Origin of the sequence: Leifsonia aquatica (assembly GCF_014190775.1) — a bacterium.
Lineage (GTDB): Bacteria > Actinomycetota > Actinomycetes > Actinomycetales > Microbacteriaceae > Leifsonia > Leifsonia aquatica.
The window spans coordinates 509,741-526,882 of sequence record NZ_JACHVP010000001.1; the positions used below are offsets into that span (position 1 = coordinate 509,741).

Consider the following 17,142-nt stretch of genomic DNA (forward strand, 5'->3'; position numbering starts at 1 on the left):
CCGGAGGGCGTGCCACGGGGCCACTAGGCTGAGCGACGAGCGCCGTCTCCCGGGCGTGTCCGTCTCGCTGGGCCGCCGGGATCCGCTCTCGTCACCAGACTCCCGCCCGACCCGAAGGATCCCCGTGCGTCGACGCCGCCTCCTGCCCGCCACCCTGTCCGTCCTCGGAGCGGTCGCGACCGCCGCGTTGCTGGCCGTCGCGCCGACCGCGGCCGTCGGTGCCCCCGCTCCGGTCTGCATCACGGACTGCACCGTCACGTTCGACACGCCCTCCACCGGCATCGTGGGGATCCCGGTCGGCGTCACGTCCGTGTCGGCGACCGTGACCGGAGGCGCTGGCGCGCCCGTGGCCGCGCAGATCAGCCCCGACCCCGCCGGCGTCGGTGGCACCGGCGGCAGCGCGACCATCGACCTGGGCGCGGCGTACGCCGGAAAGGTCCTTGGCTTCACGGTCGGCGGCGTCGGCGGCGGCAGCTCGATCTCCGCCGCCGGCAGCACGCTCGCCATCGCCGGTGGTGGCGGCGGCGCGGGCTACGCGGGCCTCCTCACCCTGCCCGACCAGGTGTTCGCCTCCTACGCGGGAGGCGCGGGTGGCGCGCCCGCCACGACCGGCGTCACGCCCGGCGGCTCCGGCGCGGCCTTCGGCACCCTTCCGGCCAACGGCATCGGCGGCAGCACCGTCGGCGGCGCCGGCGGAACGGGCGTCGCTCCCGGCACCGCGGGCCTGTCGCCCGCGGGCGGCCTCCCCGTGGCCGGCGGCATCGGCAGCACGATCGCGATCGGTGCCTTCGACCGCACCGGCGGCGCAGGCGGCGCCGGATACGCCGGAGGAGGCGCGGGCGGTGTCATGCGCAACGTCTCCAACGGCGACCTCGACATCGACGTCGTGGCCCCGGGAGGCGGCGGCTCGGGCTACCTCGCTCCCGGTCTGACCGCGACCGCGAACCCCGGCAACCCGGGCATCGCCGAGGTCACCGTCACCTGGTCGTTCTCGCCCGCCGCGACGACGACGGCGTCCACGGTCGCATCCGTGCTGCCCGGCGCCACCGTCCCCGTGTCGGTGACCGGCCTGCCCGCCGGTGTCGCCTTCACCGGGACCTTCGACGGTACCACCGTGTTCTCCGGGACCTCCGACGCGAACGGCGCCGCCACCTTCTCCTTCGTCCTGGCGAACACGCAGCGCGCCGGCTCCTTCCCGGTCCAGATCGTCGCCGGCACCGCCGTCGTCGCGAGCACGGCGCCGGTGACCGTCGCCGCGATCGCCGCGACCGCTGCGAACCCGGCCGCTCCGGGAGCGGCGACCCTGGCCGCGACCGGCTCGAGCGTCCCGTGGATCATCGTCGTCGTCGCGGCCGTGCTCGTCGTGGGCGGCGCCGTGCTGCTGGTGATCCGGGCGCGCCGGGGACGCGACGCGGGGTAGGCGATCCCTCGTGCGCACGAGCGTGCGCAGGACGACAAGCGCTGAGGATATTCGAGCAGTAAAGTCTGATATCAAAGCGCGGGGCGCTCGCTCCCTACCTCCGCGTGTCGGTCAGGAGAGCTCGTGCAGTATCGGATCACCTCACCTCAGGGCAAGGTCACGTACGTCGTCGTGGGGTACGTGGTCGCGTTGACCGCCGCGGTGGTCGGGGCGTTGGCGGCGAGTCCGGTGGTCGGAGTGGTGGTGTATTCCGTCGTCGTCGTGCTCCTCGTCTGGTGCGGGACCCGCCTGTTCCGAGGCGAGGGCGAGGACCCGAACGGGACGCGACCGATGTGGCGCATGACAGCACGACCGACGGCCGGCTTCGTGTTGGCGATCCTCCTGATCCTGCAGGCGGCGTCGACGGCGATCAACGCTGCGTCGGCGCAGCGGCTCGCCCCTCTGTACATCGTCGCCGTGGTGCTCTCCCTCGGATTGGCCGCGGCCTATCTCAACTCCTCACTCCGGCTTCGGCGCACGACGTAGCGAAGACGAGCAGACCTTACCGCCCCACCGCCAGCAACGGTCGCGCCGCCGAGAACGCGCACGCCCCGGCGATGGTCGCGGCGATCGCGATGGTGAGTGCCATGCTCAGGGCGGTCGTTCCGCCGAGCGCGGCGACCGGGCCGACGATGGGGCCGACGGTGAAGGTCACGGTGCCGAGCACCGCGGCGGCCGTGCCCGCGCGCATCCCGTGCCCGTTGAGAGCGAGCGCCGTGCCGTTCGGTCCGCCGACGCCGGAGGCGAAGAGGAAGCAGGCGAGTGCCGTCAGCACGCCCGCGACGCCCCAGCCGAGCGGCACCCCGGCCAGCAGCAGGAGCGCGGCCGCGACGGTGGCGACCTGCCCGATCAGGTACAGCCGCGCGGGGCCGAGGCGGCGGACCAGCACCCGGCTGAGCTGAGCGCCCGCCAGGTTGGCCAGGGCGTTGAGGGCGAAGAACAGGCTGAACTGCTGCGGGCTGAGGCCGAACTCGTCCTGCAGCACGAAGCTCGACATCGAGAGGTACCCGAAGAATGCGGCCCCACCGGCCGCCGCGGCGACGACGATGACGAGGAAGAGACCGTCGCGCGAGAGCGCCCGGAAGTCGGCGGCCGTCCGACGCAGCCCGCCGCCGTGCCGCAGCCCCGGCGGCAGGGTCTCGCGCAGGCCGGTGAGCGCGAGGATGAACAGTGCGGCGCCGATCCCGGCGAGCACTCCGAAGATCCCGCGCCAGTCGAGCACGAGGGCGAGCGCGCCGCCGATGACCGGCGCGATGATCGGGGTGGAGGCGCTGACGAGCGCCAGCAGCGACAGCATCCTGGACAGCTCGACGCCGCTGTACATGTCGCGCGCGACCGCCATCGTGATGACGAGCCCGGCCGACCCCGCAAGCCCCTGGAGCAGGCGAGCGACCAGCAGCACCTGGATGGTCGGGGCGAGCGCGCACACCAGCGACAGGATCGCGAACAGCGCGACCCCGACCAGCAACGGCCGGCGCCTCCCGAACCGGTCGGAGAGCGGACCGGCGACGAGCTGGCCCACGCCCAGCCCGACCATGCAGACCGACATCGTCGCCTGAGCGAGCGCGTCGCTCGTGCCGAGACTGCCGGCGAGCTGGGGGAGCTGCGGGAGGTAGAGGTCCATCGACAGCGGGCCGAACGCCTCCAGCACGCCGAGCACGAGGATGCTGCGCCGCACGCTCATCGCGGGGCCGGCAGCACCGCCCGCACCGGCGCCGGAGGCGGAGGCCCCTCCCGCGTCGACGCCCGGCAGCCCGCTCACGGCAGCCGCAGCACGCGCCGCACCCAGCTGTCGCGGGCGTCGAGCGCGGCGCGCGAGACGATCGCGTCCGGCGAGAAGCCGGAGAACCCGTGGTACGCGCCCGACCAGACGTGCAGCTCGGCCTCGCCCCCCGTCGCCCAGATGCGGGTCGCGTAGTCGATCGACTCGTCCCGGAACACTTCGGCGGCGCCGACCTCGACGTACGCGGGCGGCAGTCCCGAGAGATCGGCGGCGCGGGCCGGAGCCGAGTACGGCGAGACCCGGTCGGTGAAGCGGTCGGAGCCGAGGATGGCGTTCCACGCGGTGTCGTTGTTGTTGCGGTCCCAGGCGCCGATGCCGTCGTACTGACGGCTCGACGGCGTGCGGTTGCGGTCGTCGAGCATCGGGCAGTTCAGCAGCTGGCCGGCCAGAGCCGGGCCGCCGCGGTCGCGCGCCATCAGCGCCACGGCGGCGGAGAGGCCGCCGCCCGCGCTCGCGCCCGAGACGAGGAGGCGGGCGGGATCGATGCCCAGCTCGTCGGCGTGCTCCGCCATCCACACCAGCGCGGCGTAGCAGTCCTCACCCGCGGCGGTCCCGGGATGCTCGGGTGAGAGCCGGTACTCGACGGCGACGCCCACGACGCCGTGCCGAACGGCCAGGTCGATCAGCTCGCCCGTCCCGAAGAAGCGCGTGCCGAGCACCTGCCCGCCGCCGTGGATGCCGAGCACGCCGGGCGCGCCGGGTGCCGCATCCACAGGCCGGATGATCGTGACGGCCACCTCGGGCGCACCCGCGGGACCGGGGATGACACGGTCCTCCCACGCGACGGGCGCGCCGGCGACCTGCTGCTCGACGGGCGGGATGATCGTGGCGAAGTGCGCCCGGTTCGCCAGGATCGTGTCCTCCCGCAGCGGGATGCGCTCGACCAGGTCGAGGAAGGCGGCCAGGCCGGGTTCGAGCTCCCGGTCGTACGGCACGGGAGGCGGTGCGGCGGTCATCAGAGGCCCAGCACCCGGCGCAGCCAGGAGAACCGCGCGTCGAGCGCGGCCCGGGTCAGCTCGCTCGCGGGAGCGTACATGTCGAAGCCGTGGAAGCCTCCCGACCACACGTGCAGCTCGGCCGCGCCGCCGACCGCCCAGATGCGGGAGGCGTACTCGACGTCCTCGTCGCGGAACGGCTCGGCCGCGCCCACCTCGATGTAGGCGTGCGGGAGGTCCGAGAGGTCGTCCGCGCGGGTCGGCGCGGCGTAGGCGGGGGCCTCGGCGCTGAACGCCAGTTCGTCGCCGAGCACGCACTCCCACGCGAGCAGGTTCGCCTCCCGCGTCCAGGTGCCGATCCCGGCGTACTGCAGGCTGGACACGGTCGTGTTGGTGTTGTCGATCATCGGGCACAGGAGCAGCTGGCCCGCGAGCGCGGGGCCGCCGCGGTCGCGGGCGAGCAGCGAGATCGCGGCGGCGAACCCGCCGCCCGCGCTGCCGCCCATCACGACGATGCGGTCGGGATCCGCGCCGAGCTCGCGGGCGTTCGCGGCGAGCCAGACGAGGCCGGCGTAGCAGTCCTCCACGCCGGCCGGGTACGGGTCCTCGGGGGCGAGACGGTACTCGACATTCACGGCGATCACCCCGAGCTCGTCGACGAGCTGCACCAGGCGGCCCGTCTCCCAGCTGCGGTGGCCGACGATCATGCCGCCGCCGTGGATGTTGTAGAGCACGGGCAGCGCCGGCTTGGTCGCGTCGTGGCCGCGCGGGGTCAGCACCGTGATCTCGAGGTCGGGCGCTCCGGCCGGGCCGGGGATGACGCGGTCGTGGGCATCGATCGGGAGGTCGCCGATGACCTCTTCCGCGCTCGGAAAGGCCGTGGCCGCCCCGTCGCGGGTGAGCGGGATGGTCTCCCGGCTGAGCGCGGGCTGCGGGTCGGCGGCCATCGCGTCGAGCACGGGGGCGATGTCGGGGTCGAACGGGACGGGGATCATCGGTGACTCCTCAGCGGTGGTGGATGGAGGGTGGGCATGGAGGGTGTGGCGCGGAGCGGCTCGGGACTCAGGGGCCTTCGGGGTCGACCGCATCCTTGTCGGCCCAGAACGGCGCGACCCGCTCGCGGATGACGTCGGCGCCGATCGTCTCGAGCAGCGCGACGGCCTCGAGGTTGGCCTGCACCTGCTCCAGCCGGCTGGCACCGAAGAGGGTGGTCGCCGTGGCGGGGTGCGTCAGCGTGAACGCGACGGCGAGCTGCGCCGGGGTGGTCCCGAGCTCGTCCGCCAGCGCGACGAAGGCGGGCACGTCGGCGACGATCCGCTCGCGCACCGCACCGGGGTCGCGGCCGACCTCGCGGCCCGGCGTGGTGTTGCCGGCGAGGATGCCGCCCTCCATCACGTCCGACGCCTGCATCGAGAGGCCCTGCTCCCAGAGTCGGGCGAACGGGGCGCCGTCGGGGATGGAGCGGCGCGCGACGCTGTACTTGAGCTGCGCCAGCTGCGGCCCGGGCACGCCCTCGGCCGCCGCGATGTCGATGAGCGACTGGATGTTCGTCGCCGACCAGTTGTTGACGCCCCAGGCGCGGATGAGCCCGGCCTCCGCGAGCTGCGCCAGGTCGAGCACCAGGTCGCGCAGTTCCAGGTCGTCGCGCCGCAGGTCGCCGAGGATGACGAGATCCGCGTGCTCGCTGCCGACGCGGAAGAGGGCGTGCTCCAGCTGGGGGCGGAAGCCTCCCTCGCCGAAGCCCTCGAGCCAGAGCTTCTCCGAGAGCAGGTAGCGCTCGCGCGGGATGCCGGCGGCGCGCACGATCGCCGAGAACAGCACGTCGGTGAAGACGGGCGGCTGCATGCCGCGGAAGCCGTAGACGCCGACGTCGAACAGGTTCACGCCGTGCTCGACCGCGAAGGAGACCATGTCGACGGCGTCGGCGAAGTCCATCCGGTCGTAGGTGTGCCACGAGCCGAGCGCGAGCACGCTCGCCTCCAGACCGGAGGTGCCGATGGGGCGGGTGGGGATGCGGGAGGTCACGCTGCTGCTCCTTCTGCGCTCAGCCGAGGCGCGGGTCGATGACGGCTTTGATCTCGCCGAGTGCGGCCATGGTCGCGATGCGATCCGACGCCTCCGCGAGGCCGACCGGGGCGCTGAACAGGTCGTCCCACGGCATCCGGTCGGCGAAGACGCGGAAGAAGTCGACGGCGCGGGCGTAGTCGCCGATGTCGCCGTTGAGGGAGCCGACGACGGTGAGCTCTTTGCCCATGATCGCGCTGAGCGCGACGGGGTCGCCGACCGGTCCGGTCGAGCCGACGACGACGAAGGTGCCGCGAGTGGCGGCCATCGCGACAGCCTCCGGGCCTACGCTGCGGGCCCCGGCGAAGTCGAGCACGAGGTCCGCTCCCGCGCCGTCGGTGAGCGCGAGGACGCGCTCGACGGTCGCTTCCGATCCGCCGGCGATGTCCACGACCTCGTCGGCGCCGAACCGGCGGGCCGCCGCGAGCCGGTCGGCCGGCGCCCCGACGGTGATGACCTGGCCCGCGCCCGAGAGATGGGCGACGGCCGTCGCGAAGATGCCGAGCGCCCCCGAGCCCTGCACGACCACGCGCGACCCGGGGCGCACACCGCCCGCGCGGGAGAAGGCGCGCAGCACGGTCTTCGCCGCGCAGCCCGCCATCGACGCCCAGGTGTCCTTGACCTCGGGAGGCAGGAGCAGCTTGGCGGCACCGGGCACGACGTAGGCGTGGTCGGCCAGCCCCGCGGTCGCGTAGGGCGGCACGTCGGAGCGCTGCAGGAAGCCGTAGCCGCGGCGCAAGCAGTGGACCGGCTCCCGCAGCACGGTGCAGCCGAAGCACTCGCCGCAGGTCGCCTCGGACCAGCCGATGCGGTCGCCCACGGCGATCGGGCGGCCCAGGGCGTCGCGCGTGCCCTCGCCAACAGCGACGACCTCGCCGACCATCTCGTGCCCGAGCACGAGCGGCAGCATCCCGGGGAAGGTCATCGCGCCCGACCAGATCTCGATGTCGGTGCCGCAGAGCGTGGCGCACGAGATGCGGACGAGGGCCGCGCCGGGCTCGATCGCCTCCGGGAGGGGCAGGGTCTGCAGCGCGAGCGGCTCACCGTGCGCGGTGAGGACGGCGGCGCGGGTGGTGCGCGGGACAGTCAGGGGGATCGTCATCGATTGCTCCGGATCTCGACGCGCGGATGTCGTCGGTGTGGGTTATTCTACATACGTTGACCAAAATCGGAAGAGGGCATCCCGCCTCCCTCCGGTCGTCTCGAGGAGGAGCCGTGCAGCCAGCAGCCACCCCCGACCGCAGCGCGGACCTCGTCCTGCGCGGCGGCGTCGTCCACGCGCTCGACGACGCGGGCACCACCGGCCAGGCCATCGCTGTGCGGCACGGTCGCGTGCTGCGCGTCGGCAGCGACGCCGAGGTCGCCGAGACGATCGTCCGCGGCACGCGCGTCATCGACCTCGACGGCCGCGCCGTACTCCCGGGCATCAACGACTCGCACCTGCACGCCGCCTGGCTCGGCGCGATGTGGCCGCAGACGGTGTTCGGGCCGGGCGGGGCTCCCGACGCCGGCGCGCTCGGTGCGGCCGCTCCCGAGGGGACCGACCCTGCCGCGATCGAGGCGACCGGAGACCCGCACGACACCTCCGGCGCCGCCCCGCTGCTCACGACACGCGAGGAGCGCCGCTCGGCCATCCTGCGCGCGGGCGAGCTCGTCGCCTCCCTCGGCATCACGAGCTACACCGAGCCCGGCCTGGGCCCTGGCGAAGACGACGGTGCGACCGGCTGCTTCGGTCAGGACGTCTTCGAGGCCTACGCCGAGCTGGAGGCCGAACGCGCCCTCACTGCGCGCGTCACCGTCCTCGGCCTGTTCGGCGTGCTCGACGGGCCCAGCTCGCTGCGGGATGTGCTCGCCGGGCTGCCCGAGCTGCGGCGTGAGACCGCGCGGCCCAGCCGGCTGCGCGTCGCCGGGGTCAAGATCTTCGCCGACGGCATCCCGCCCATGCATCAGGCGTGGACGCACCGCCGCTATCCCGACGGCACGCAGGGCGGCCTCCTCATCGACGGAGCCGACCCCGACGAGCGCGCCGCGGCCCTGCGCCGGATGATCCGGGAGGCCAACCGGCTCGGCCTGCAGGTCGGCGTGCACGCGACCGGCGACCGCACCATCGACACCGTGGTCGAGGCGGTGGAGGAGGCGCTCGCCCAGACCAGGACCGACCTCGGCCACTACATCATCCACGGCGACCTCGTGAGCCCCGACGCTCTCGCCCGCATGACGCGCCTCGGGATGGGGCTCAACGTGCAGGCCGGGATCGCCGCGCACACCGCCTCCTGGGTCGCCGCCGTGCTCGGCGACGAGGTCGCGGCCTCCGCGTGGCCGATCCGCGCGGCGTGGGAGGCCGGCGTGCCGGTGTCCCTCAGCTCGGACGCGCCCATCCTCGCCCCCGATTGGCGGCAGGGGATCGCCGACGCCGACGCCTGGATCGGTGCGCCCGCGCCCGGTGAGGAGCGCGACCGCATGCTCGCCCTCCTGCGGGCGTACACGACCGTTCCCGCGCTGCAGGACGGCGCCGCTGCCTGGAAGGGCTCGCTCGAGCCGCGCAAGGCCGCGGATCTCTGCGTGCTGGAGGCCGACCCGCTGACCCTCGCCCCGGCCGACCTGCCGTCGGTGGGCGTCGACCTCACCGTGGTCGACGGCGACGTCGTGTTCGAGCGGGTGCCGGTCTCGTCAGTGTGACGACGGGGCGGGAGGGGACCGTCAGGAGGGTCGCCCGCCGGAACGGGCGACCCCGCCTCAGACCAGCAGCTGCCCGCCGTCGACCGCGAGGCTGACGCCCGTGATGTGAGCCGCGTCCGCCCCGGCGAGGAACACCACGGCTGGGGCGATGTCGTCGACCTCCGCCAGGCGGCCGAGCGGGATGCGGGACGACCAGGCGGCGCGTTCCGGCGAGCCCTCGGGCATCCCGAGCTGCAGCATCGGGGTGAGCACCGGCCCGGGCGCGACCGCGTTGACGCGGATGCCGTCGGCGGCGAGTTCGATCGCGGCCCAGCGGGTGAGGGAGTCGACGGCGGCCTTGCTCGACTCGTAGGCGCCCATGCCCGGCGTGGGCTGGCGGCCGCCGATCGACGAGATGTTGACGATGGAGCCGCGGGTTCCAGTCGCGGTCATGTGGCGCGCGACGGCCTGGGTCACGGTGAAGGTGCCGAGGATGTTGACGCGCACGATGAGGTCGTAGTCGCTCGGCGCGAGTTCGGTGAGGCGGCCGTGCACCGAGAGCACGCCGGCGTTGTTGACGAGCACGTCGACCGGACCGTGGTCGGCGGCGACCTGGTCGACCATCGCGGCGACGGCCTCCGGGTCGGTGATGTCGACGGCGACGGCCGCGACGCCGAGCTCGCTCGCGGCGGCGGCCACCGCGTCGGCGTCGACGTCGGCGAGCACGACCCGGTCGCCCAGCTCGGCGAAGGCGCGGCCGATTCCGCGGCCGATGCCGCCGGCGCCGCCAGTGACGACGACGGTGCGGGCGGGGGAGGGGGATGCGGTCATGGTGGGGCCTCTCTGCTCCTGGCCGCGCGATCGCGGCGCGTGGTTATATTATACGAGTGTAGAAAAACCGACATCGCCCGCTCGACGCAAGGAGGCCTCGTGCCCGAGACCGGAACCATCCCCACCCGCCCGCTCGGCCCGAACGGCCCCGAGGTGCCCGTGTTCTCGCTCGGCTCCTGGAACACCTGGGACCGGATGGCGCCGGACGACGCCGTCGCGCTCATCCACCGCGCCCACGAGGTCGGCGCCGCCTTCTTCGACGTCGCGCACTACAACATGGGTCCGCACGCCGAGAACGCCCGCACCGACCTGCTGTTCGGCGAGGCCGTGCGCGCCGCCGGGTTGGCGCGCGAGGACTACCTGCTCTGCGGCAAGCTCTGGCTCTGGGAGTACCCGCAGACCTCCTTCGCCGACCAGCTCGCCGTCTCCCTCGACCGCATCGGCGTCGACCGCGCCGATCTCGTCGTCGTCGGCGACTATTTCGGGGAGGTGGATGTGCGCCGCATCGTGCGCGACGTCGCCGCCGAGATCGCGAAGGGCCGCTTCGACTCCTGGGGCGTCAACAACTGGCTGATCGGCGACGTGCGCCTCGCCCTCGACGTCGCGGAGGAGGAGGGGCTCACCCCGCCGACGTTCGCGCAGCTCAAGTACGGCCTCGTGCGCCGGTCGATGGCCGAGGGGGAGCCCTACGGCGCGCTCTTCGCCGACGGGCGGCTCGCGCTGCAGGCCTCCGACGTCTTCGAGGGCGGCATCCTGGCCGGCAAGCTGGCTCCCGCCCGCAAGATCGGCGCCGACGTCGGCGGGATCCGCGAGCGCATCGTCGCCGCCTACCCCGACGTGGAACGGATCGCGGCCTCCCTCGACGCCACGCCTACCCAGCTGGGACTCGCGTTCGTGCTGACGCATCCCGCCGCCGCCAACGTGCTCTTCGGGGTCAGCCGCCTCGACCAGTTCGAGGACAACCTCGGCGCCCTGGCCCTGCTCGACCGCGTCGGCGCCGACGTCATCCGCGAGCGCACCGCGCACCTCTGGCTCGACCGCGAGGTCGCCCCCGACGGCACCTGGGCCCCGTAACCCCGGCCCCCCGGGTCACATTCGGCACGAATCGCGGCTTTGGCACCGCCATTGCCGACATTCGTGCCGAATGTGCGGGCGCAGGCTCAGGAGGCGCGGCCGAGCACCATCGCGCGGAGGCGCTCGATCGGGGCCTTCGGGCGGCGGTCGTCGGTCACGAGACCGTTGGTCTCCTGCCCCGTGTCGGCGAGCTGGGTGTAGCAGAAGCCGGCGAGCACGGGGCTCGCGTGCGTCGCCGCCAGCAGGGCGCCGACGCGCTCGGCGAAGTCCTCCGGGCTCGACGCGGCCGAGTAGCCCCACGCACCGTCCACCTCGTGGGCGCGGTCGACGAACGAGACGCCGCCGAACTCGGTGAGCATCACGGGCGCCTGGAGGTCGCGCTCGCCCTGGACGAGCATGCGGCGACCCGCGGGCCCGAGGCCGTCGAAGAGCGCGTCGATCGCCTCCGCCGACCCGTAGCGGGCGGCGACGACCTCGCCGGACGCCTCGTAGTCGTGGATGGAGAGGATGTCGGAGCCGACGTGCTCCCAGCCGTCGTTGGAGATGACGGGCCGGGTGGGGTCGAGGGCTTTCGTCAGCGAGACGAGGGAGGCGGCGAACTCGCGCATCCGGCCGTCGTGGGCGAGGTGCTGCACGCCCCAGCTCTCGTTCAGCGGCACCCAGGTGACGATGGACGGGTGCGAGTAGTCGCGGTCGACGATATCGGTCCACTCGCGGACGGTCCGGTTCACGGCCGTCGGCGTGAACTCGTACGCGGCGGGCGTCTCGCCCCAGATCAGCAGGCCCAGCGTGTCGGCGAAGAACAGGAACCGCGGGTCCTCGTACTTCTGGTGCAGCCGGGCCGCGTTGAAACCGAGGTCCTTGATGAGCCGGGCCTCCGCGCGCAGGCCCTCCACCGAGGGGGCCGCGAGGTGCGACGCGGGCCAGTAGCCCTGGTTGAGCACCGAGCGCACGTAGTACGGGCGGTCGTTGAGCAGGAATCGGCCGGCGGCCACCGCCGCGGAGCGCAGCCCGAGGTACGACCGGACGGTGTCGGCTCCGATCGAGACGACGGCGTCCACGAGGCGCGGGTGCTCGGGAGACCAGAGCAGCTCCTCGTACGCCTGCCCGTTGCGCTGCTGCGGCAGGGGAACGGTCGCCTCGACCGTCCGGCCGGCGGCGGGGACGGTCACGGCACCGAGCGGCCGACCCTGGTAGGTCAGGGCGATGGAGAGTTCCGCGTCGTCCGGTGCCGGGCGGTTCAGGCGGATGCGCGCCTCCACCGTGCCCGCGACGAGGTCGGGCGTCCAGTGGATGCGCTCGATCGCCACGGCGGGGGCGGCCTCGAGCCAGACGGGCTGCCAGATGCCGGTGGTGCGGTGGTACCAGATCGAGTGCGGCTCGCGGTGCCAGTCCTGCTTGCCCCGCGGCTGCGAGAGGTCGGCCGGGTCGTCCTCGGCGCGGACCACGATCGCGACGCCGGCGTCACCGGCATCCGCCCGTGCCGTGGCGAGGAGCTCGGTGACGTCGAACGAGAACGGCGACCCTCCGCCCTCGTGCTCGCCGGCGAACCGGCCGCCGACCCACACCTTCGCGCGGTAGTCCACGGCGCCGAAGTGCAGGATCACCCGGGGTGCGTCGTCGCCGACGCCGATGGCGTCGAGCTCGGTCGCGCCGATCGCGCGGCGGTACCAGACGACGGGATGGAAGCCGGTGTCGCCGATCCCCGACGACGGCGACTCCGGGGGGAACGGGACCACGATCTCGCGGTCGAACCGGTCGCCCGCGCCGTCGGCGAACCAGGACTGCACGACGCCCTCGTCGGCGTCGTCGTACGCGAAGGCCCAGACGCCGCCGAGGTCGCACCAGCGCTCGCGCACCAGCTGAGGGCGCGGGTAGGTTCCGTCGAGCGTGCTGGCAGGGGGAAGAGTCATGGACACCATCGTGCACTAGAAATGCAGCGCTGTAAAACAGGAAAAGTCGAGAGCGTCCCGGCGATGGGATGACGGATCAGGCGGCCGGCGCGCTCTCCCGCGTCACCAGGCGGTGGTCGACCAGCACGTGCCTGCCCATCGAACCCAGCCCGTCGATCCGCTCCACCAGCATCGCGATGGCCTGCGTCGCGAGCGCCGTGAGGTCGGGCGCGACCGTCGTGATGCTGGGGAAGGTGACCGCCGTCATCAGCGTGTTGTCCCATCCCGTGATCGCGACGTCCTCGGGCACGCGCAGCCCGCGCTCCTGCAATGCACGCAGCGCGCCGATGGCGGCGAGGTCGTCGCGGCACATGATCGCGTCGATCCGCAGGCCGGCATCCAGAGCAGCACCGATCGCGGCGGCGCCATCCACGGGCGAGATGGCGTTGCTCGGGATGAGGAGGTCGGGGTCGGGGGTGATGCCCGCGTCCTCCAGAGCGGACTGGTACCCCGCGATGCGCAGCTCCGACGTGCGCGACAGCCGCTCCGGCTCGTGGCCGGCGAAGGCGATGCGGCGGCGGCCGAGGCTCAGGAGGTGCGCCGTCGCCTCGCGGGCGGCGGCGATGTTGTCGATCATCACGCGGTCGATGCTCAGCGGTGCCGCGCCCTCGCCGAGGATGACCATCGGGAGGGAGCTCCTGGTCTGGGCGAGCTCGGCCGAGCTCATCACGCTCGGCTGGAAGATCATGCCGTCGACCATCCCGGCCTCGATGCCGGAGACGGCGGCCCGCTCGCCCTCGAGCGTCGCGTCGGTCTGCTCCAGCAGCACACGGTAGCCCTGCTCCTCGGCCACGTCGGAGACCCGGCGGGCCAGCTCGGCGAAGTAGGGGAGCGTCACGTCGGCGAACGCCAGCGCGAGCAGTCCGGTGCGTCCGGTGGCGAGCCGGCGCCCCAGGAGGTTGGGCCGGTAGCCGAGCTCGTCGATGGCCTTCTGGACGCGCTCGCGCATCCGGTCGCTGACGTGCGGATACTCGTGGACGACGTTCGAGACGGTCTTCATCGACACCCCCGCGAGCTCCGCGACGTCCTGCAAGCGCACACCCGCCACTGCGACTCCTCTCGTCGGGGAAACTCTACTGCGCGTTCCGGTGGGCACGATCGCCGAACACCCGCAATCGCTTGACAGCAAATTTCTAGCGCTGTAAATTCAAGACGAACGCGGCCTCGTCCGCGCCTCGCGCCTGTCACTCAAGGGAGAGAAATCACATGAAGAAGCGATCTGCAGCGCGGATCCTGGCCGCCGCCGTGGTCATGGGCGTCGGTCTCGCACTCACCGCCTGCGGCAGCTCCGGCGGATCGAGCGGAGAGGTGGCGTCCGGCGACTACTCCGGGCCCAAGGTCACGGTCACCTTCTGGAACGGCTGGACCGGCGGCGCGGCCCCGGTGCTCGTCCCCAAGCTCGTCGACAAGTTCAACTCCGAGCACAAGAACATCGTCGTCAAGGACGTCCCGATGGAGTGGGCGGATCTGGCGAAGAAGATGCCGCTCGCCGTCAAGGCCGGCAAGGGACCGGACGTCGCCGTCGCGCACGGTGACGACATCGCCACCTACGCCGCCCAGGGGCTGCTCCTCAAGAGCGACTCCATCGTCAAGTCGCTCGGCTACAGCGCCTCCGACTTCCCGGAGGGCCTGATGAAGGCGGGCGAGTACAAGGGCGCCCAGTACGGTATCCCGTGGAGCGTCACCCCGCTCGGTCTCTACGTCAACAAGGACGTGCTGAGCCAGGCGGGCATCGACCCGACGACCATCCCCGCCGACAAGGCCTCGTACATGGATGCGCTGGCCAAGCTCAAGACCGCGGGCATCCAGGGCGAGTGGGTCGACGGCTACGTCTTCACCGGCACGTTCGAGTTCGAGTCGCTGCTCTGGCAGTTCGGCGGCGACCTCTTCAACGACGACGTCACGAAGGCCACCTTCAACTCCGACGCCGGCGTGCAGGCGCTCACCCACATGGTCGACCTGATCAAGGAGGGCTACAGCCCGGCCAACGTCGCGCAGGACGGCAACATCAACGCCCTGATCGCGGGCAAGACCGCGTTCAACTGGAACGGCGTCTGGCAGACCACGAACACCGCGTTCGACAAGCTCGCCTGGACCGCGGTCGCGGTGCCCCAGATCGGCACCGAGAAGGCCGTGTGGTCCTCGTCGACGCACTGGATGTTCATGAACAACAAGGGCCAGGACAAGAACAAGACCGCCGCCGCCGCGACGTTCGTCAAGTGGATGAACGACAACTCGGCCAGCTGGCCCGACACCGGTGAGCTGCCCGCGAGCAACACGGTCCGCAACGACCCGGCTCTGGTGCAGAAGTACCCGAACCTGAAGCCGTTCCTCGACGAGCTCCCGTACGCGCACTACGAGACCTCGGCCCCCGGCATCACCAGCGTCACCGCGACCGTCACCACGGCCGTCAACGAGGCCGTCACGGGCAAGAAGTCGCCCAAGCAGGCCCTCGACGACGCCGTCGAGAAGGCCAACACGCTGCTGAAGCAGAACCAGCAGACCTATGGCGAATGAGCTCGTTGTAGAGGCGGCATCCCGGCCCCGCGCCGGGGTGCCGCCTCGGCGCGCCCGGCGCAGCACCCTCGCTGCGCCGCGCCGGACGAAGACGGCCTACCTGTTCCTGGCGCCGTTCCTCGTCCTGTTCCTGGTCTTCGTCGCCGGTCCGGCCGTCTTCGGCCTCTGGATCAGCCTCACGAACTGGAGCCCGTTCCGCGACACGCAGCAATTCATCGGGCTCAAGAACTACATCGACCTCTTCACCCCCGATTCGGCGACCTCCGGAGACTTCTGGCAGTCCATGGGCGCCACCGGGATCTTCACGGTCGCCAGCGTCCCGTTCCTCCTGGTCATCCCGCTGCTGATCGCGCAGCTGCTCAACCGCAAGATCCGCGGCGGCACCGTGTTCCGTGCCGTGTTCTTCGCGCCCTACGTGCTCGGCGTCGCCGTCATCGGCGTGATCTGGAAGTACCTGCTCGACACCCAGTCGGGCATCGTCAACCACGTGCTCGGGATGCTGGGCCTGCCGTCCGACATCCCGTGGACCGTCAACGTGCCCTGGGTGTGGGTCTCGCTGGTCGGTGTCACCGTCTGGTGGACGCTCGGCTTCAACACCGTCATCATCCTGGCCGGGCTGAAGGGCATCAACGCCGACCTGTACGAGGCGGCCGCGCTCGACGGCGCCGGCCCGTTCCGCACGTTCTTCAGCGTCACCCTGCCGGGACTGCGCCAGGTGATGACCTTCGTCGTCACGGTGACCATCCTCGCGTCGGCCAACATGTTCGGGCAGTCGTACATCCTCACCAAGGGCGGCCCGGGCAACCAGACCCGCACCGCGATCATGTACATCTCCGATCAGGGCCTGTCGCAGAACAACATGGCCGCGGCGTCCGCCATGAGCTACGTGCTGTTCGTGTTCCTCGCGATCATCAGCGTCATCAACTTCCGCCTGCAGCGGGAGCGCACGGAAAGGGCACCGCGTTGACGTCCCTCACCTCCCAGAAGCCTGTCGCCGGCGACGAGGAGGCTCCGCGCACGCGGCCTTCCCGGCGGCGGTCTCCCCGCCGGACCGCCGGCCGGGTCGTCCTGTACGTCGTGCTGGCCTTGGTCACCCTCCTCATCGTGCTCCCGCTCGTGTGGATCGTGCTCACGTCGTTCAAGACCGACAGCGACGCCATCCGCAACCCGTTCTCCGCCTTCCCCGCACCGTGGTCGATGGATGCGTACATCACGCTGGCCAGCGGGCAGCAGCCGATCTTCCGCTGGTTCCTCAACAGCCTGCTCGCGGCGACGCTGCAGACGGCCATCATCCTGGTGACCGCCTCCGCCGCCGCGTACGCGCTCGCCCGCCTGGAGTTCTGGGGCAAGAAGATCGTGTTCGGCGCGATCATCGCGACCCTGCTCGTCCCGCCGGTCATCTTCCTCATCCCGAACTACCTGATCGTGCAGAACCTCGGCTGGCTCGACACCATCTGGGCCATCTCGATCCCGGGGGCGGCGAGCGCGTTCGGCGTGTTCTTCCTGCGGCAGTTCTTCATCGGGCTGCCGGTGGAGATCGAGGAGGCGGCGCGCATCGACGGCGCCGGCGACATCCGGATCTTCCTGCAGATCGTGATCCCGCTGGCGCGGCCGGCGCTGGCGACCCTCGCCGTGCTGAGCTTCCTCGCCAACTGGAACGACTTCCTCTGGCCGGTGTACGTGCTCCTCAGCCCGGAGAACCTGACGCTGCAGCCTGGTCTCGCCCAGCTCCAGGGCGCGTACTCGACGCACTTCGCGATCGTGATGGCGGGCGCGGTGATCGCCTCCATCCCCGTGCTGATCCTGTTCTCGATCGCGCAGCGCCACATCGTGGACAGCGTCGCGAGCTCGGGAGTGAAGGGGTGAGGT

15 protein-coding genes are annotated in these 17,142 nt (G+C 72.1%); 7 read left to right on the top strand and 8 right to left on the bottom strand.

Annotated features, from left to right (window positions below; genetic code table 11):
- Positions 1–124: 124 nt before the first annotated feature.
- Together FHX33_RS02355 and FHX33_RS02360 are read left to right on the top strand one after the other, a co-directional pair.
- Positions 125–1,420 (top strand): hypothetical protein, encoded by a 1,296-nt coding sequence (locus tag FHX33_RS02355; protein ID WP_183428120.1) that lies wholly within the window; start codon positions 125–127, stop codon positions 1,418–1,420.
- Between the two features lie 123 nt (positions 1,421–1,543).
- Positions 1,544–1,945 carry a hypothetical protein gene (locus tag FHX33_RS02360; RefSeq protein WP_021764975.1) on the top strand — a complete coding sequence of 134 codons (402 nt, stop codon included), beginning with the start codon at positions 1,544–1,546 and terminating at the stop codon, positions 1,943–1,945.
- 16 nt (positions 1,946–1,961) lie between these two features.
- On the opposite strand, the gene FHX33_RS02365 is transcribed toward FHX33_RS02360, so the two are convergent.
- From FHX33_RS02365 to FHX33_RS02385, 5 genes are all read right to left on the bottom strand, one after another.
- Positions 1,962–3,221 carry a multidrug effflux MFS transporter gene (locus tag FHX33_RS02365; RefSeq protein WP_338091993.1) on the bottom strand — a complete coding sequence of 420 codons (1,260 nt, stop codon included), beginning with the start codon at positions 3,219–3,221 and terminating at the stop codon, positions 1,962–1,964.
- A complete protein-coding gene (locus tag FHX33_RS02370) occupies positions 3,218–4,198 on the bottom strand; it encodes an alpha/beta hydrolase (RefSeq protein WP_183428121.1) in 981 nt (326 codons plus the stop codon). The genes FHX33_RS02365 and FHX33_RS02370 overlap by 4 nt, the downstream gene beginning before the upstream one ends.
- Positions 4,198–5,172 (bottom strand): alpha/beta hydrolase, encoded by a 975-nt coding sequence (locus tag FHX33_RS02375; RefSeq protein WP_183428122.1) that lies wholly within the window; start codon positions 5,170–5,172, stop codon positions 4,198–4,200. The genes FHX33_RS02370 and FHX33_RS02375 overlap by 1 nt, the downstream gene beginning before the upstream one ends.
- A gap of 67 nt (positions 5,173–5,239) precedes the next feature.
- On the bottom strand, positions 5,240–6,202 hold the full coding sequence (locus FHX33_RS02380) for an aldo/keto reductase (protein ID WP_021765714.1): 963 nt from the start codon (positions 6,200–6,202) through the stop codon (positions 5,240–5,242).
- Positions 6,203–6,221: 19 nt separating this feature from the next.
- Entirely contained in the window at positions 6,222–7,343 is a 1,122-nt protein-coding gene (locus FHX33_RS02385) for a zinc-binding dehydrogenase (RefSeq protein ID WP_183428123.1), read from the bottom strand.
- 113 nt (positions 7,344–7,456) lie between these two features.
- On the opposite strand from FHX33_RS02385, the gene FHX33_RS02390 reads away from it, so the two are divergent.
- Positions 7,457–8,920 carry an amidohydrolase gene (locus FHX33_RS02390; protein ID WP_338091994.1) on the top strand — a complete coding sequence of 488 codons (1,464 nt, stop codon included), beginning with the start codon at positions 7,457–7,459 and terminating at the stop codon, positions 8,918–8,920.
- Positions 8,921–8,977: 57 nt separating this feature from the next.
- Here the strand turns inward: FHX33_RS02390 and FHX33_RS02395 are convergent, their stop codons facing one another.
- Positions 8,978–9,730, bottom strand: coding sequence for an SDR family NAD(P)-dependent oxidoreductase (locus tag FHX33_RS02395; RefSeq protein WP_183428125.1), 753 nt, complete (start codon positions 9,728–9,730; stop codon positions 8,978–8,980).
- A 99-nt stretch (positions 9,731–9,829) separates the two neighbouring features.
- Between FHX33_RS02395 and FHX33_RS02400 the strand changes: the two genes are divergently transcribed.
- A complete protein-coding gene (locus FHX33_RS02400) occupies positions 9,830–10,804 on the top strand; it encodes an aldo/keto reductase (protein WP_021765243.1) in 975 nt (324 codons plus the stop codon).
- Positions 10,805–10,890: 86 nt separating this feature from the next.
- Here FHX33_RS02400 and FHX33_RS02405 read toward each other — a convergent pair whose 3' ends face one another.
- Together FHX33_RS02405 and FHX33_RS02410 are read right to left on the bottom strand one after the other, a co-directional pair.
- Positions 10,891–12,717, bottom strand: a complete 1,827-nt coding sequence (locus tag FHX33_RS02405; RefSeq protein WP_246396858.1) for a glycoside hydrolase family 2 protein — start codon at positions 12,715–12,717, stop codon at positions 10,891–10,893.
- A 76-nt stretch (positions 12,718–12,793) separates the two neighbouring features.
- Positions 12,794–13,804: a LacI family DNA-binding transcriptional regulator gene (locus FHX33_RS02410; RefSeq protein WP_155829135.1), complete on the bottom strand. Its 1,011-nt coding sequence runs from the start codon at positions 13,802–13,804 to the stop codon at positions 12,794–12,796.
- A 158-nt stretch (positions 13,805–13,962) separates the two neighbouring features.
- Between FHX33_RS02410 and FHX33_RS02415 the strand changes: the two genes are divergently transcribed.
- Genes FHX33_RS02415 through FHX33_RS02425 form a run of 3 tightly spaced genes read left to right on the top strand, consistent with a single transcriptional unit; the run spans position 13,963 to position 17,139 of the window.
- The gene (locus FHX33_RS02415) at positions 13,963–15,273 is read left to right on the top strand and encodes an ABC transporter substrate-binding protein (protein WP_021765246.1); all 1,311 of its coding nucleotides are present in this window, start codon (positions 13,963–13,965) and stop codon (positions 15,271–15,273) included.
- Positions 15,263–16,240: a carbohydrate ABC transporter permease gene (locus tag FHX33_RS02420; protein ID WP_183428126.1), complete on the top strand. Its 978-nt coding sequence runs from the start codon at positions 15,263–15,265 to the stop codon at positions 16,238–16,240. The genes FHX33_RS02415 and FHX33_RS02420 overlap by 11 nt, the downstream gene beginning before the upstream one ends.
- Positions 16,237–17,139: a carbohydrate ABC transporter permease gene (locus FHX33_RS02425; RefSeq protein ID WP_021763636.1), complete on the top strand. Its 903-nt coding sequence runs from the start codon at positions 16,237–16,239 to the stop codon at positions 17,137–17,139. The genes FHX33_RS02420 and FHX33_RS02425 overlap by 4 nt, the downstream gene beginning before the upstream one ends.
- The last annotated feature ends 3 nt before the right edge of the window (positions 17,140–17,142 follow it).

What these genes read in the sequence shown, in the direction of transcription:
- FHX33_RS02405 (WP_246396858.1), bottom strand. Translation starts at nt 12,717, where the DNA reads ATGACTCTTCCCCCTGCCAGCACGCTCGACGGAACCTACCCGCGCCCT.
- FHX33_RS02415 (WP_021765246.1), top strand. Translation starts at nt 13,963, where the DNA reads ATGAAGAAGCGATCTGCAGCGCGGATCCTGGCCGCCGCCGTGGTCATG.
- FHX33_RS02420 (WP_183428126.1), top strand. Translation starts at nt 15,263, where the DNA reads ATGGCGAATGAGCTCGTTGTAGAGGCGGCATCCCGGCCCCGCGCCGGG.
- FHX33_RS02370 (WP_183428121.1), bottom strand. Translation starts at nt 4,198, where the DNA reads ATGACCGCCGCACCGCCTCCCGTGCCGTACGACCGGGAGCTCGAACCC.
- FHX33_RS02385 (WP_183428123.1), bottom strand. Translation starts at nt 7,343, where the DNA reads ATGACGATCCCCCTGACTGTCCCGCGCACCACCCGCGCCGCCGTCCTC.
- FHX33_RS02395 (WP_183428125.1), bottom strand. Translation starts at nt 9,730, where the DNA reads ATGACCGCATCCCCCTCCCCCGCCCGCACCGTCGTCGTCACTGGCGGC.
- FHX33_RS02375 (WP_183428122.1), bottom strand. Translation starts at nt 5,172, where the DNA reads ATGATCCCCGTCCCGTTCGACCCCGACATCGCCCCCGTGCTCGACGCG.